Origin of the sequence: Shinella fusca (assembly GCF_014203155.1) — a bacterium.
In the GTDB taxonomy this organism is placed as follows: Bacteria; Pseudomonadota; Alphaproteobacteria; order Rhizobiales; family Rhizobiaceae; genus Shinella; species Shinella fusca.
On record NZ_JACHIK010000002.1, the window covers coordinates 304,454 to 317,881 of the forward strand.

The following is a 13,428-nucleotide window of genomic DNA, read 5'->3' on the forward strand; positions in this document are numbered from 1 at the left end:
ACGGATGTCGTTCGATGACAAGGTGATCTGGTCGGAGGGGATGTTTATCCGTGCCCAGCACTTCCAGCAGGAGGCGCGCCACTTCGAGCGCCAGCTTCGCGCCCGCACCAAGGGGCTCGTGCCCTATGGCTGGGGCCTGACGGAACTGCGCCTCAACCGCGAACTCCTCTCCATCGGCCAGTTCGCCGTCGAGCGCGCCTCCGGCATCTTTGCCGACGGCACGCCCTTCTCCCTTCCCGACGACAGCCTGCGGCTGCCCCCGCTGATGCTGAACGAGAACGTCCGCAATGCCGTCATCTATCTCACGCTGCCGCTGACGGAACCGGGCGGACGCGAGGTGGCCGAAGCCGAGGCCGAGCTGACGACGCGCTATACGCTCGCCGAGATCGACGTCGCCGACGCCAACAGTTCCGATCTTTCCGCCGCGCCCATCAATGTCGGCAAGCTGCGCCTGCGCTATGGCCTGGAGACGAGCGATCGCAGCGGCCTCGTCGGCATCGGGCTCGCGCGCATCGTGGAGGTGCGCAGCGACAATTCCGTGGTGCTCGACGAGAGCTACGTGCCTCCGGCCATGGATTGCGCCGTCTCGCCGATCCTCTCCGGCCTGCTCACCGAGATCGTCGGCCTGCTCAACCATCGCGGCGAGGCGATCGCCGGGCGGCTGGCCGGCACCAATGTCGGCACGGCGGCGGAAATCACCGACCTGATGATGCTCCAGACCATCAACCGCTGGCAGCCCGTCTTCACACACATGGCCTCCGCCGCCTTCGTGCATCCCGAGCGATTGTTCGTGGCGATGATCGGCCTTGCCGGCGAGCTTGCCACCTTCACGGCGGCCGGTCACCGCCCGCGGCCGTTCCCGGTCTACGATCACGAGCGCCTGCAGCTTTCCTTCGCGCCGGTCGCCGCTGCCGTGCGCCAGGCGCTCAGCGCGGTGCTGGAACGCAGCGCCATCACAATCCCGCTTGTCGAGCACCGTTACGGCATCCGCGTCGCCGACGTGCCGGATCGCTCGATCTACTCGAAATATTCCTTCATCCTCGCGGCCAAGGCCGACATGCCAGCCGATGCGCTGGTGCGCCGGCTCGTCGGCCAGATCAAGATCGGCGCCGCCGAGCAGATCACGGAACTGGTCAATGCGGCGCTGCCGGGCATCATGCTGCGTGCACTGCCGGTCGCTCCGCGCCAGATCCCCTATCATACCGGAAAGGCGTATTTCGAACTCGACCGCTCCAGCCCGATCTGGAAGCAGGTCGCCGCCGGCAACGGGCTTGCCATCCACGTCGCCGGCGATTTCCCGGCGCTCGAACTCGACCTTTGGGCCGTGAAGGATTGAGGAGGCGGATGTGAACGATCCCTTCGCCGACTTCCCCGGCGCCGACGATACGATCCGCAGGCCGCTCGGCGGCACGCAGCCGCGCCAGACGACGGGCTTCGGGCAGGAAGGCACCGGGGGCAACGCCTTTGCTGCCGGCCTTGCGGGCGGGGCGCTTGCCGACGACGGCGGCTTCTTCGCCACCCGCCCGGCGGCCGCGCAGCGGCAGGACCTCGATTTCGGCCTCGACGCGCTGCCCGTCGAGCGTGCGCGCCATCGCGGCGACCCGGCCATCGAGAAAGCCTTCGACCTTGCCGCCGTCAACCCGCTGGTCGGCGCCGCTTCGCCGCTCCTGTGGCTTGCCGGGCGGCTCAACGAAAGTGCGGCCCCCGACGACATCGCCGAGTTCCGCCGCCGCGTGCTGGAGGAGATCCGCAATTTCGAGACGGCCGCCATGGCACGCGACACGCCGGACCGGCTGGTGCGCGTATCGCGCTATGCGCTCTGCGCCGTCATCGACGACATCATCCTCAATACGCGCTGGGGCGCCACGACCGGCTGGGCGAGCCAGAGCCTCGTTTCCATCCTCTACAACGAGACCTGGGGCGGCGAGCGCTTCTACGACCTTCTCCAGCAGCTTCTCCAGCAGCCCGAGCAGAATATCGATGTCCTGGAACTGATGGCGATCTGCCTCGCCATCGGCTTCAGCGGCAAATACCGCGTCATGGACGGCGGGCAGGGGCAGTTGTCGCGCCTGCGGCAGGATCTCTACCGCGTCATCCGCCGCGTCCGTGGACCCTACGAGCGCAATCTCTCGCAGGTCTGGCAAAGCGCGGCCGCGCCGCACCGCGCCCCGCGCAGCATGGCCGCCCCCTGGGCGGCGGCGCTCGCGCTGCTGGCGCTGCTCGCCGTTGTCTGGGCCTTTTCCTCCATCAGCCTGCGCTCCAGCATGGAGGAGACCGCCACCGAGATCGCCGCGCTCGTGCCGGGCATCCCGCTGCTCGTCGAACGTGCCGGCATTCCGGCCATTCCCGATCCCGTGCCGCCGGTGCGCAAGACGCAGATCGAGCGGCTGTCGGAAGCGCTCGCCGCCGAGATTACGGACGGGCGCGTGGAAGTTGCGGGCATCGGCGACAAGGTCGCCATCCGCATGCTGAAGGCGTCGTTCCCCTCCGGCGGAACGGACCTTGCGCTTGCCGAGGAGCCGCTGATCACCCGCATCGGCGATGCGCTCGACGCCGAGAGCGGCGCCATCGTCGTCGTCGGCCATACGGACAACATCCCCGTCGGCGCGGGAAGCCCGCTTGGCGACAACATGGCGATCTCGCTTGCCCGCGCGCGATCGGCTGCGCAGATGTTGCAACGCCATATCGACGATCCCGCCCGCGTCACCTTCGAGGGGCGCGGCGCCAACGATCCGATCCTGCCGAACACAAGCGCGGAGAACCGGGCGCGCAACAGGCGCGTCGAGTTCCAGATACCGGCGGAAAAGACGCAATGAGGCCATGGCTGCTGCTTTTCTGGCTTCTCGGACTTGCGGCCGCCCTGGCCGCGAGCTGGTTTCTGGCGCAGCAGCCTCCCGTCGACGATCCGACCCTGCGCACGTTCCTGCCGCTTGTGCCCGTCGTGCTCTGGGCGCTCGTGCCGGTGCTCTTCTCACGCTTCTTCCTCAAGCGTGCCGGACCTTCCGAAACGCCGGCGCTGCGCGAACTGCGCCGTCAGGTCGATGCCTTCCTTGCCGACCGCGGCCTCAAGGGCGCGCGCGGGCGCTATTCCGTGCCCTTCTTCCTCGTCGTCGGTCCGGCGGGCGGCGGCAAGACCTCGCTGCTCGAAGGATCGGAAATGCGGCTCGGCATGCCGAAGACCATCGGGCCGGCGAGCTGGTGGGTCGGGCCGGACGCCGTCTTCGTCGAGGCGCAGGTCTCCGAAGGGGCGGGCGAGCTCTTCCGCCTGCTGCGCGCCGTCCGGCCGAAGCTGCCGGTCAACGGCGTCCTCGTCGTCGTCAGCCCTGCCGATCTCGTGCTGGCCGACCAGCTCGAGCAGCGCATGACCGCCGAGACCATCGCCGCCTGGTTCCGCCAGGCCGACGAGATGCTCGACCAGGCGCTTCCCGCCTATGTGCTGCTCTCGCGCACCGACCTCGTGCCCGGTTTCCAGGAGATCTTCGAGCGCATCGAGCCGGCCGACCGGGCACAGCCCTGGGGCTTCGCGCTGTCGCACGACGCCCGGCAGGCAAAGACCGTCGAGGCGCTGCATGCGGAAATCGACGCGGGCTTCGGCGATATCGTCGAAACGATGCGGCGCCGGCATATCGAGCTGCTTTCCCGCGAAGCCGACGCGATCCGCTGCGGGCATATCCACGGCTTCACCGCACAAATCGCCGCCATCCAGCGCATCGTCATGCCGGCCATCGACGCGATGCTGCCGGCGGGCAACGGCGTGTGGCGGGGTGTCCTGCTGCGCGGCATCTTCATGACGAGCGCCCGGCAGGAAATGCTCTCCATCGATGCGCTCCTGCCGGAACTCTCGCGCCGCTTCGCCATGCCGCGCAGCGGCATGCTGCCGCCCGATCTCGGCGTCGACGACGAATTGAATCACGGCTATTTCATCAGCGGCGCGGTCAAGAAGGCGATCCTGCCGGAAGCCGGCCTCGTGCTGAAGGAGCGGCAGGGGGCCTCGCACCCCGTGCTGCGCTGGCTGCCGCTTGCGGCTGCGCTTCTCGTCTGCGCGGCGGGCGGCTATGTCCTGTTCACCACCTTCGACCACGAAATCGGCCTGCGCCGGCAGGTGCAGGAGGCAGTCGGCAATGCCGCGCCGCTCACCAGCCCCGCCCGGCGCGGCGACGTGCCGGACATGCTCGCCGCCCTCGAACGGCTCGCCGCCGTCGACGCGATGCTGGCCGCCGAGAAGCCGGTGCCGGCCTATGCCTTCTGGCTCGACAAGCGCGACATGCTGCGAAACGGCATTGCCGGCGCCAAACAGGCGGTCCGGGTCAATGCCCTCGTTCCCGAAGTCATTGCCTGGCTTGAGGCGGACCTCGTCGACGACGGCAACGATACGGCAGCTCTCAACGACCTGATCACCCTTGCCGAGAAGGCCGGCGATCCCGCCTCGCCGCAATTGAAGGCCTGGCTTGAAAAACGCGCTCCGGCCATCGCCGGCAAAGGGCATGCGCGCTTCGTCGAAGAGGCACTTGCCGCGGTTACCGAGGCGGGCGGCCTTGCCGTCGATCCGGCCTATGTCGAGGCGGCGCGCCGGCGCATCGCCTATCGGGAAAGCCTGACGTGAGCGTGCGGGCACGGATAAGGAAAGGGTTTCGGGTGCTGCGGCGGCCGGGCGTCATCCTGACGCTCGCCGTCCTGGTGCTGGCGCTTCTCATCTGGTTCGTCGGCCCGCTGATCGCTTTCGGCGAGGTGCGTCCGCTCGGTTCGGCCGCTTCGCGTCTTGCCCTTCTGCTGGTGCTTGCCCTTGTCTGGGGCGGCCTCGGCTTCTTCATGCGCACCCGGCGCAGCAGCGAGGAGGCCGCGCTGCTCGCCGCCCTGCGCAAGCAGGAAGAAGAGGCGGCCGCCCGTACCGACAAGGAGAAGGCGGCGACGGAGGTGGAGATTTCCGCCTTTCGCGAGGCCGCCGGCCGGGCGATGGCGCTCCTGCGCCGCGGCCGTGGCGACCTCTTCGTCAGCGCGCGCTATGCGCTGCCCTGGTACATGCTGCTCGGCACGGACGGGGCGGGAAAAACCGCGCTGGTGCGCGCAAGCGGCCTCACGCTGCCTTTCGAGGGCGACGGTGCGGTGGAGGCGCCTTCCGCCCGCTTCCATATCAGCGACCAGGCCCTCCTGATCGAATTCGCCGGCCGGCTGACCGCGAGCGAGGAGCCGCAGGCCCGCCAGCTCTGGCTCGAGGCGCTCCAGCATATCCGCGGGCTTCGCTCCCGCCAGCCGGTCAACGGCATCGTCGTCGCGGTCAGCGTCGATGAACTCCTCGCCATGCTGCCGGAGCAGGCGGCGGCCTACGCCACCGCCCTTCGCCAGCGGCTCGACGAGGCCGTGCAGCGCCTGCGTGCCAATGCGCCGGTCTATATCGTCGTCACCAAGCTCGACCGGGTCGTCGGCTTCGAGGAACTGTTCGAGGACCTGACAAGCGAGGAGCGCGCCGCCGCCTTCGGCCTGCCGATCGCGCCCGATATCGGCGGCGATGCCCGCGGGCCATCGGAAGCGCTCGAGCGGGGCTTTGCGGGACTCACCGAACGCATCACGCAGCGCCAGTTCGTCTGCCTGCAGGAGGAGCCGGACGAACTGCGCCGCCGCCGTGCCTTCGAGTTCCCCGCGCAGTTCGCGCTCCTGCGCGAACGTATCCAGCCTTTCGTGCAGCAACTCGCCACGCTGCATCGTTTCGGCACCGCGACCAACCTGCGCGGTGTCTTCTTCGTTTCCTGCCGGCAGACGGGCGACAATGTCGATGCACTGGGCGGCTCGCTCGCGCCGCTCTTCGGCCGCAGCCCCGCCACGCTCTCGCTGACGCCCGATCCCGGCATGCGGCGGGTGCGCCCCTTTTTCCTCTACGGTCTCTTCCGCAAGGTCATCCTGCCCGAAGCGGATCTCGGCGGCCTGACGCGGCCGGCGCTGGTCGCCGCACGGATGAAGGACCTTGCGATCAACGTGGCGCTCGGTGTCGCCGCCTTCGCCCTCCTCGTCTTCTGGTGGTTCGGCTTCAGCGACGGGCGGGCCTATGTCGCCGGCCTCAAGGAGCAGACGGCAACGGCGCGCGGCGAGATTGCCGAGGCCGTGCCCGGCGGCACGCTCTCCATGCGCTTCGAGCCGGTGCTGGCCGTGCTCGACCGGCTGGCGGCCATCGCCAAGGCTGAACCGCGCGGCGCCACCTACGGCCTCTACAGCCCCGCGTCGGCGCAAGGAGAGGCGCGGAAAGCCTACGACAAGGCGCTCGCCAACCTGTTCTTCCCCTTCGTCTGGCAATATCTGCGGCAGGGCCTCGCCAATCCGGCGACGCCCGCCGCGCTACGCTTCAACCAGTTGAAGTTCTACCTGATGCTGACCGGCGAGCGCCCGCCGAGGCGCGAGACCGCCGCGCTGCTCGGCCCGGATTTCGCGGCGAACTGGATGCTTTACGATCGCAGCGCAGCCGTCGACCGCCGTCTTGCCGCGCATTTCTCCGAGCTCGCATCGATTTCGTTCCAGACGCCGGCGGCCGATCCCGTACTGGTGGAAAAGGCGCGCGCGGACATCACGAACTACAGCCTCGCGCGGCTCGCCTACGACCTCGCGCTGACCCTGCCCGAGGTGAAGGCGATGGCGCCGTGGCGCCCGGTCGACCATATGGGGCTTTCCGGTCCCGAGGCGCTGGCGCGGGTCAGCGGCGCGAGCTTCTTCGACGGCATCGAGGGTATCTATACCAAGGCCGGCGTCGGCGTGATGATGCGTGCCTCCGGAAAGGCCGCCGATACGCTCGCCGACGATCTCTGGGTGATGGGCCGGCCGGATACGGTGCTCGACCGCGAACGCGAGGTGGGGCGTCTGCGCGATGGCCTCGCCGATCTCTACCGCGTCGCCTATATGGGCCGCTGGGACAGCCTTCTCGCCGATCTCGGCATTGCCGGCGAGACGGACGCCCGGCGCCTTGCCGATGCCGTGGCGATCGTCGCCGGCAATCCATCGCCCGCCAGGGAACTGCTCGTTGCCATCGCGGCGGAAGTGGACCTCCAGGACCTTTCGACGAGTGCGGCGGACGCCATCGAGACGCTTGCCGCCGAGCGGCTGTCGCAGGTCACGAAGACCGTTCGTGCACCGCGCCGCGTCGTCAACGTGCCGCAGTCCGTCACCAGTCATTTCAAGGCCTTCCACGACGCCGTCGTGCCGGCGGCCGAAGGCCAGCAGGCTCTGCTCGACGACATGCTGGCGGCGCTCGAACCGCTCTATCGCCAGCTCAACCATGTGGCGGCCGGCGGCGACGTCCTGGAACTCGGCGCAGAGCCGCAGACGCTGCTCGGCCAGTTGACCGACCGCAACGGTAAGCTGCCGGCGAGCCTCCAGCCCTTCTTCGCCCGTATCCTCGCCCAGGCCGGCGCGATCACCGGGGGAAGCTCGCGTGCGCGGCTCGTGGAGATCTGGAATTCGACGGTCCTGCCGCTGTGCACCGCCACGACGGTCGGCCGCTATCCCTTCGATCCCGGCAGCATCAACGACACCTCGCTCGACGACTTCTCGCGCCTGCTCGGTCCGCAGGGCGCCATCGCCGCCTTCCGCGACACCTACCTGAAGCCTTATATCGATCGCACCACCAAGCCGTGGCGCTGGAAGAGCGGCCAGCAGTTCGGCCTCGATTTTCCCGATACGGTGCTGGCGGCTTTCGAGAAGGCGGACGACATAACGACGGTCTTCTTCGCAGGCCAGGAAAAGCCGAATGTCGATTTCACCGTCGAGGTGGGCAAGCTCGACCCGACGGCGCGCGCTTTCCTCCTCGACATCGGCGGCAAGGTCGCGAGCTATACGCACGGACCGCCCGCCGGCACGCAATACCTCTGGCCGCCGGAAAACCTCGTCGCGGGCGCCGCCATGTCGATGACGCCGGAGATCGAGGGCCAGCGCAATATCCTGACGGAGCAGGGCGCCTGGGCGCTCTTCCGGCTTTTCGACCAGGGCAGGAAGATCGAGAAGGATCCGACGGACATCGTTACCTACCAGTTCCGCCTCGGCAAGCGCGCGGTCCTGATGCGGCTGACCGCGCCGGCCACGCGCAATCCCTTCGCCCACGACGTGCTCTCCTCCTTCGTGTGCCCGGCCTTATGACGGGGCCTCGTTTCCTTGACAGGACGCGGATGTCCGTGGAACCGTCGCGGCGTGACCGTATCGAATCGGCAAGGCGGCTTTTGAGGGGGGACCGGCCAGCTCATGTCGGATGATCTGCTCGTCCATTACAACCGCGAACTCCTGAGCATCCGCCAGGCCGCGGCGGCATTCGCTGCCGAGAACCCGCGCATCGCGGGCCGGCTGCGGCTGTCGGAGGACGCGATCGAGGATCCGCATGTCGGCCGCCTGATCGAGGCCTTCGCCTATCTCACCGCCCGCGTGCGGCAGAAGATGGACGACGATTTCCCCGAGCTGACCAATGCCATGCTCGGCATCCTCTATCCGCATTTCGACCGGCCGATCCCGTCCATGTCGATCCTCCAGATGGATGCGAAGACCGAGCTTGCCGAACCCTATCCGGTGCCGTCGGGCACGCTCGTCGACACCGAGCCGGTCGATGGCGAGCGCTGCCGCTTCTCCACCGCCTTCGACGTCACGTTGCACCCCGTCGCCGTGCGCGCGGCGACGCTGACCGGCCGGCCCATCACGGCGCCCGAGACGCCGCAGGCGCACAATGCGGCCGGGTGCCTGCGCCTGACGCTGGAAATGACCGGCGAGGACCTGACGTTCTCGAGCTACAATCCCGGGCGCCTGCGCTTCTTCCTGCGCGGCCAGCCGCAGCTCGTCTATCCGCTCTACGAGCTCCTGCTCAACGACGTGGTGGCCGTCGCCTTTGCCGAGGGCGCGAACGATCGCAGCCCGGCGGTGTGCGATGCCTCCGTGCTGTCGCCCGGCGGCTTCGGGCCGGAGGAGAACCTGCTGCCCTATCCGCAGGCCTCGCATCCCGCCTACCGGCTGCTGACGGAATATTTCGCCTTTCCGGAAAAATTCCTCTTCGTCGATCTCGCCTTCCCCGAGGCTGCGAAACTTGCCGGCAAGGGACGCACGATCGATGTCTTCCTCTATCTCAACCGCGCCGCGCCGACGCTGGAGCGCTCGCTGACGGCGTCGGCCTTCGCGCTCGGCTGCACGCCGATCGTCAACCTCTTTCCCCAGACGGCCGAGCCGATCAAGCTCGACCAGACCGTCACGGAATACCGCGTGGTCCCGGACAGCCGGCGGCTGCATGCGCTGGAGGTCTACGGCATCGAATCCGTCTCCACCGTGACGGCGGACGGCGACGAACGGGCGCTGTCGCCTTTCTACGGCATCGGCCATGGCGTCGATGCGGACGAGGCGCGGGGCGAGGAGAAATCGGCCGTCTGGTGGCTTTCCCATCGCCGGCCGGCCGAGGACGAGAATCCCGGCAGCGAGGTGTTCCTCTCGCTCTCGGACCCCGGGTTCAACCCGAAGGGGCTTGCCGACGACGTGCTCTCCGTCGAAACGCTCTGCCTCAACCGCAACCGCCCGGAGCGCCTGCCTTTCGGCGGCGGCCAGCCGCAGTTGCGCATGGTCGAGCCGGTGCCGATGATGAAGGCGATGCGGCTCCTCACCGTTCCGACGGCAACGATCCGCCCGCACTACGGCCAGGGCGGACGCTGGCAGTTGATCTCGCATCTCGCGCTCAACCACCTTTCCCTCGTCTCTGACGGCGGCGTCGAGGCGCTGAAGGAAATCCTGCTGCTCTACGATTTCCGCAATTCGGCCGAAACGCGCGCGCTGATCGACGGCATCACGTCGCTCTCCTCCGAGAGCGGTACGGCGCGGGTGCGCAGCTTCGGCCAGAGTGCCTTCTGCCGCGGCGTCGACGTCACCATGACCTTCGAGGAGGGCAATTTCTCCGGCAACGGCGTGTTTCTCATGGCGAGCATAATCGAGCGTTTCCTCGGCCTTTATGCGAGCGTCAATTCATTCTCGCGGCTCACCGCCCTCGTCAGGGGGCGAAGCGGAAAGCTGAAGACATGGCCGGCACGGGCAGGCGATCGCATTCTTCTCTGATCGCGCGGGCCTTCGATGCCCCGCAGGATTTCGAGCTGTTCCAGATGGTCCGCCTTCTGGAGGCGCTGGGGGCCGGGGAGGGCCGCGACCTCGCGCATCCGCCGGTCGATCCGGTCGGGCAGGGCGTCGATCCACGGCGCGCGGCGCTGAAGATCCGTTCGTCCGTGCCGCTCGGCTTCGCTTCGGCGGAGGTGCTTTCCGTGCGCCGGCCGCGCGGCGGCGGGCCGGTGGAGATGACGCAGACGCTGGTCGGGCTCACCGGCCCATCGGGCGTGCTGCCCCACGCGCTGAGCGAGCTCGTGCAGATGAGCGTGCGCGAACGCAATTTTGCACTGCGTGAATTCTTCGACGTCTTCAACAATCGGCTCTCCGGTCTCCTGTTCAACGCCTGGGCCAAGTACCGGCCGGTCATCGAGCGCGAGCGTGCCGTACAGCTCGGAACGCCGGCGACCATCGACCATGCGCTGAAGTCCATCGTCGGCCTCGGCACGCCGGCGATGGCGAACCGCGCGGAAGTGGGCGACCACACCTTCGTCTTCTTCGGCGGGCTTCTCGGTCGGCAGGGGCGTTCGGCGGTCGCCATCGAGCGGGCGCTTTCCGGTGCGCTCGGTCACCGGCTGCGCGTGGAGCAGTTTACCGGCGAGTGGTATCCGATCGCCCCGTCCGACCGCACGCGGCTGCCCGATCGCGCGCAGCCGCGCGGCAGCTTCGCCCGGCTCGGCGACGATGCGGTGATCGGCGTGAAGACCTTCGACATCCAGTCCGCCGTCACGCTGCGCGTCGAGGCGCTCGATTATCCCGCCTTCCGCTCGCTGCTGCCGGACGGCAGCCGCTCGCGGCTCCTCACGGACCTCGCCGCAAGTGCGCTCGGTGCCGACAAGATGTTCAATATCCGCCTGGAGCTGAAGCCGGAGCAGGTGCCGGGCCTCAGGCTCGGCGGCAATCGCGAGGAGCCCAAAGCGAGCCGGCTCGGCTGGAACACCTGGCTCCAGCCGGCCCGTCCGCGTGCGCAGCCCGCCGCCGTCGCCTTCCGCCCGCCGCCGCATCTTTACTGAGGATCGCCCATGACCGACTGGACCCAAGGCTACGTCTCCGACATCGAATACCTGCCCGGCTTCTATGTCGAGCAGACGCCGGCCCATCTCGATGCCGCCTGCCTGCTGCGGGGCGTGGAGCCGCCGGTCGATCCGGGCGAGCCGTTCGCCTATTGCGAGCTCGGCTGCGGCGTCGGCGAAACGGCGCTGACCATCGCTGCGGCCAATCCGCAGGCCGAGGTATGGGGTTTCGATTTCAATCCGGCGCATATCGCCCGCGGCCGGGCGCTGGCGAAGGCCGGCGGGGTCGACAATATCCGGCTGCAGGAAGCCTCCTTCGAGATGCTCGCGGGCGGCGCAATCGGCGATCTGCCTGTCTTCGACTACATCACCGCCCACGGCGTCTGGAGCTGGGTAAGCCCGGAGAACCGCCGGCATATGGTCGATTTCGCCGCGAAATACCTGAAACCCGGCGGCCTCTTCTACGTCACCTACAATGCCCTGCCGCGCTGGACCTCCTCCATGCCGATGCAGCGGCTCGTGCGTCTTGCCGCCTCGCTCGACAACGACCGCAGCGACAGGCGCGTCATGAAGGCGCTCGATATCGCGCGCGCCTTCAGCGAGGCCGGCGCCGACATGATCCCGGCGGAGATGCTCGACAGGCTCGACCAGGAGCGCGGCCAGGGCACCGCCTATCTCAGCCACGAATATCTCAACGCCCATTGGGCGCCCTGCTATCAGGTGGACGTGGCAGAGGATCTCGCCGATGCCAAGCTCTCCTTCGTGGCGACGGCCAATCTCTTCGAGAACTATCCGGACCTCTCGATGACCGACGAGCAGCGCCGTCTGGTCGAGACCTTCCCGGCCGCCTATGCGGAAACGGCGCGGGACTATTTCCTTGCCCGCAGTTTCCGCCGGGACATTTACATGCGCGGGCCGCGGCCCATACCGGCGCGGCGACTGGACGAGCGGCTTGCGGCGCGAAAGCTTTCCCTCGTCGTTCCGCCGTCCGCGGTGAAACTTTCGGTAAAGGTGCCGGTCGGCGAAGCAACGCTCAACGAAGGCTTTTACGGCCCGGCGCTTGCCGCACTCGCCGAAAGGCCGATGACGATCGGCGAGCTGCGCAGCCTGCCCGAGGCGGACGGCTCGACGGCCACGGAGCGCGAGGTGCTCGGCATGCTGATCGGCTCCCGCCAGGCGATGGCGCTGCCGAACGTCGCGGACGACGAGGCCGTCACGGCAGTGCGTCGCTACAACCGCGCGCATCTTGCCATCTGCGCCGAGGAGGGACGCGCGGTCTGTGCGCTCGCGGCGGCCGGGCTCGGTTCCGGCATCACGGTCCGGCTCTTCGAGATGCTGGCTTATGAGGTCCTGACCGAGGGCGTCGAGCCGGAGGCGGAAGCGGTCACGAGCGCCATCCGCGCACTTCTGGAGGCGCGCGGCGACAAGCTGCGCAACGAGGGCGTTCCCGTCGAGGACGAGGCGGAGGTACTCGCCATCATCCGCGAGAACGTCGATCTCATCCTCTCGCTTGCCCTGCCGATGTGGCGGCGGGTCGGCGCGATCTGACCGTGGCCGGCGCGCCTCTGGCCGGCGAAGTCCTGCGGGACACCGGGCCCGTGCTGGTCTACCGCGCGGTGATCGCCGGTGAGCCCGCCGTCGTCAAGCGCCTCACCGGGACGGAAGACGCCATCGCCCGTCGGCGCTTCGAGCGGGAGCGCCGTTTTGCGCATCTCCTGCCGCATCCCTCGCTGCCGCGCCTTCTCGGCGAAGGGGAGGACTGGATCGCCTTCGAGGCGCTGGACGACCGGATTTCCAAGACCCGCCGTGCAGGTCCGGCAGGGGCGCGGCCGCTGCTGGCGGGATTGGCCGACGCGCTCGCCTTCATCCACGCCCGCGGCATCGTTCATCGCGACATCAAGCCGGCGCATGTGCTGTTTCGCGGCGAAAGGCCCGTTCTCGTCGATTTCGGCATTGCCGGCACGCCCGAGGACGATCTCCAGCAGGCGGAACTGTCCGGCACGCCTGCCTGGATGGCGCCGGAGCAGCTTTCCGGCGGCCCGGCTTTGCCTTCGGCCGATATCTGGTCCTTTTCGGCGCTCGGCCTGTTCCTGCTGACAGGGGAAAAGCCCTATGCGGGCGACGCGGAGACGGTGCTTCGGCTGCGAAGGGCAGGGGCGGCGCCAGCCTTCAGGATGCCCGCGATGATCGAACAGGGCGATCCGGCTCTCGCCGGCCTGCTCAAGGCGGGGTTGGGCCCTGCGACGGATCGCCCGGCCGCTTCGGATTTCGTGCGCGTATTGGGACGCGGCTGGTCCGCCCCTTGAGCCTGGCTTCTCCC

General features: G+C 68.5%; 8 protein-coding genes. All 8 read left to right on the top strand.

The annotated features are described in order from the left end of the window. The first annotated feature begins 4 nt into the window (after positions 1-4). A complete protein-coding gene (gene tssK, locus HNQ66_RS03720) occupies positions 5-1,336 on the top strand; it encodes a type VI secretion system baseplate subunit TssK (protein WP_184141013.1) in 1,332 nt (443 codons plus the stop codon). A 10-nt stretch (positions 1,337-1,346) separates the two neighbouring features. Further along, a complete protein-coding gene (gene icmH, locus HNQ66_RS03725; protein WP_184141015.1) occupies positions 1,347-2,816 on the top strand; it encodes a type IVB secretion system protein IcmH/DotU in 1,470 nt (489 codons plus the stop codon). Next, entirely contained in the window at positions 2,813-4,603 is a 1,791-nt protein-coding gene (locus HNQ66_RS03730; RefSeq protein WP_184141017.1) for a type VI secretion protein IcmF/TssM N-terminal domain-containing protein, read from the top strand. The genes icmH and HNQ66_RS03730 overlap by 4 nt, the downstream gene beginning before the upstream one ends. A gap of 32 nt (positions 4,604-4,635) precedes the next feature. Continuing rightward, positions 4,636-8,115 carry a type VI secretion system membrane subunit TssM gene (tssM, locus tag HNQ66_RS03735; protein ID WP_184141019.1) on the top strand — a complete coding sequence of 1,160 codons (3,480 nt, stop codon included), beginning with the start codon at positions 4,636-4,638 and terminating at the stop codon, positions 8,113-8,115. Positions 8,116-8,217: 102 nt separating this feature from the next. Continuing rightward, the gene (tssF, locus tag HNQ66_RS03740) at positions 8,218-10,053 is read left to right on the top strand and encodes a type VI secretion system baseplate subunit TssF (RefSeq protein WP_184141022.1); all 1,836 of its coding nucleotides are present in this window, start codon (positions 8,218-8,220) and stop codon (positions 10,051-10,053) included. Continuing rightward, positions 10,017-11,108, top strand: a complete 1,092-nt coding sequence (gene tssG / locus HNQ66_RS03745; RefSeq protein ID WP_184141024.1) for a type VI secretion system baseplate subunit TssG — start codon at positions 10,017-10,019, stop codon at positions 11,106-11,108. The genes tssF and tssG overlap by 37 nt, the downstream gene beginning before the upstream one ends. Positions 11,109-11,117: 9 nt before the next feature. Continuing rightward, a complete protein-coding gene (locus HNQ66_RS03750) occupies positions 11,118-12,656 on the top strand; it encodes a class I SAM-dependent methyltransferase (RefSeq protein ID WP_184141026.1) in 1,539 nt (512 codons plus the stop codon). Between the two features lie 2 nt (positions 12,657-12,658). Next, positions 12,659-13,414 (top strand): protein kinase domain-containing protein, encoded by a 756-nt coding sequence (locus tag HNQ66_RS23500; protein WP_184141028.1) that lies wholly within the window; start codon positions 12,659-12,661, stop codon positions 13,412-13,414. Positions 13,415-13,428 lie beyond the last annotated feature (14 nt).

Bases quoted from the DNA above. Each gene is read 5' to 3' on its own strand.
- tssK (WP_184141013.1), top strand. From the start codon at position 5: ATGTCGTTCGATGACAAGGTGATCTGGTCGGAGGGGATGTTTATCCGT.
- HNQ66_RS03730 (WP_184141017.1), top strand. From the start codon at position 2,813: ATGAGGCCATGGCTGCTGCTTTTCTGGCTTCTCGGACTTGCGGCCGCC.
- tssF (WP_184141022.1), top strand. From the start codon at position 8,218: ATGTCGGATGATCTGCTCGTCCATTACAACCGCGAACTCCTGAGCATC.
- tssG (WP_184141024.1), top strand. From the start codon at position 10,017: ATGGCCGGCACGGGCAGGCGATCGCATTCTTCTCTGATCGCGCGGGCC.
- HNQ66_RS03750 (WP_184141026.1), top strand. From the start codon at position 11,118: ATGACCGACTGGACCCAAGGCTACGTCTCCGACATCGAATACCTGCCC.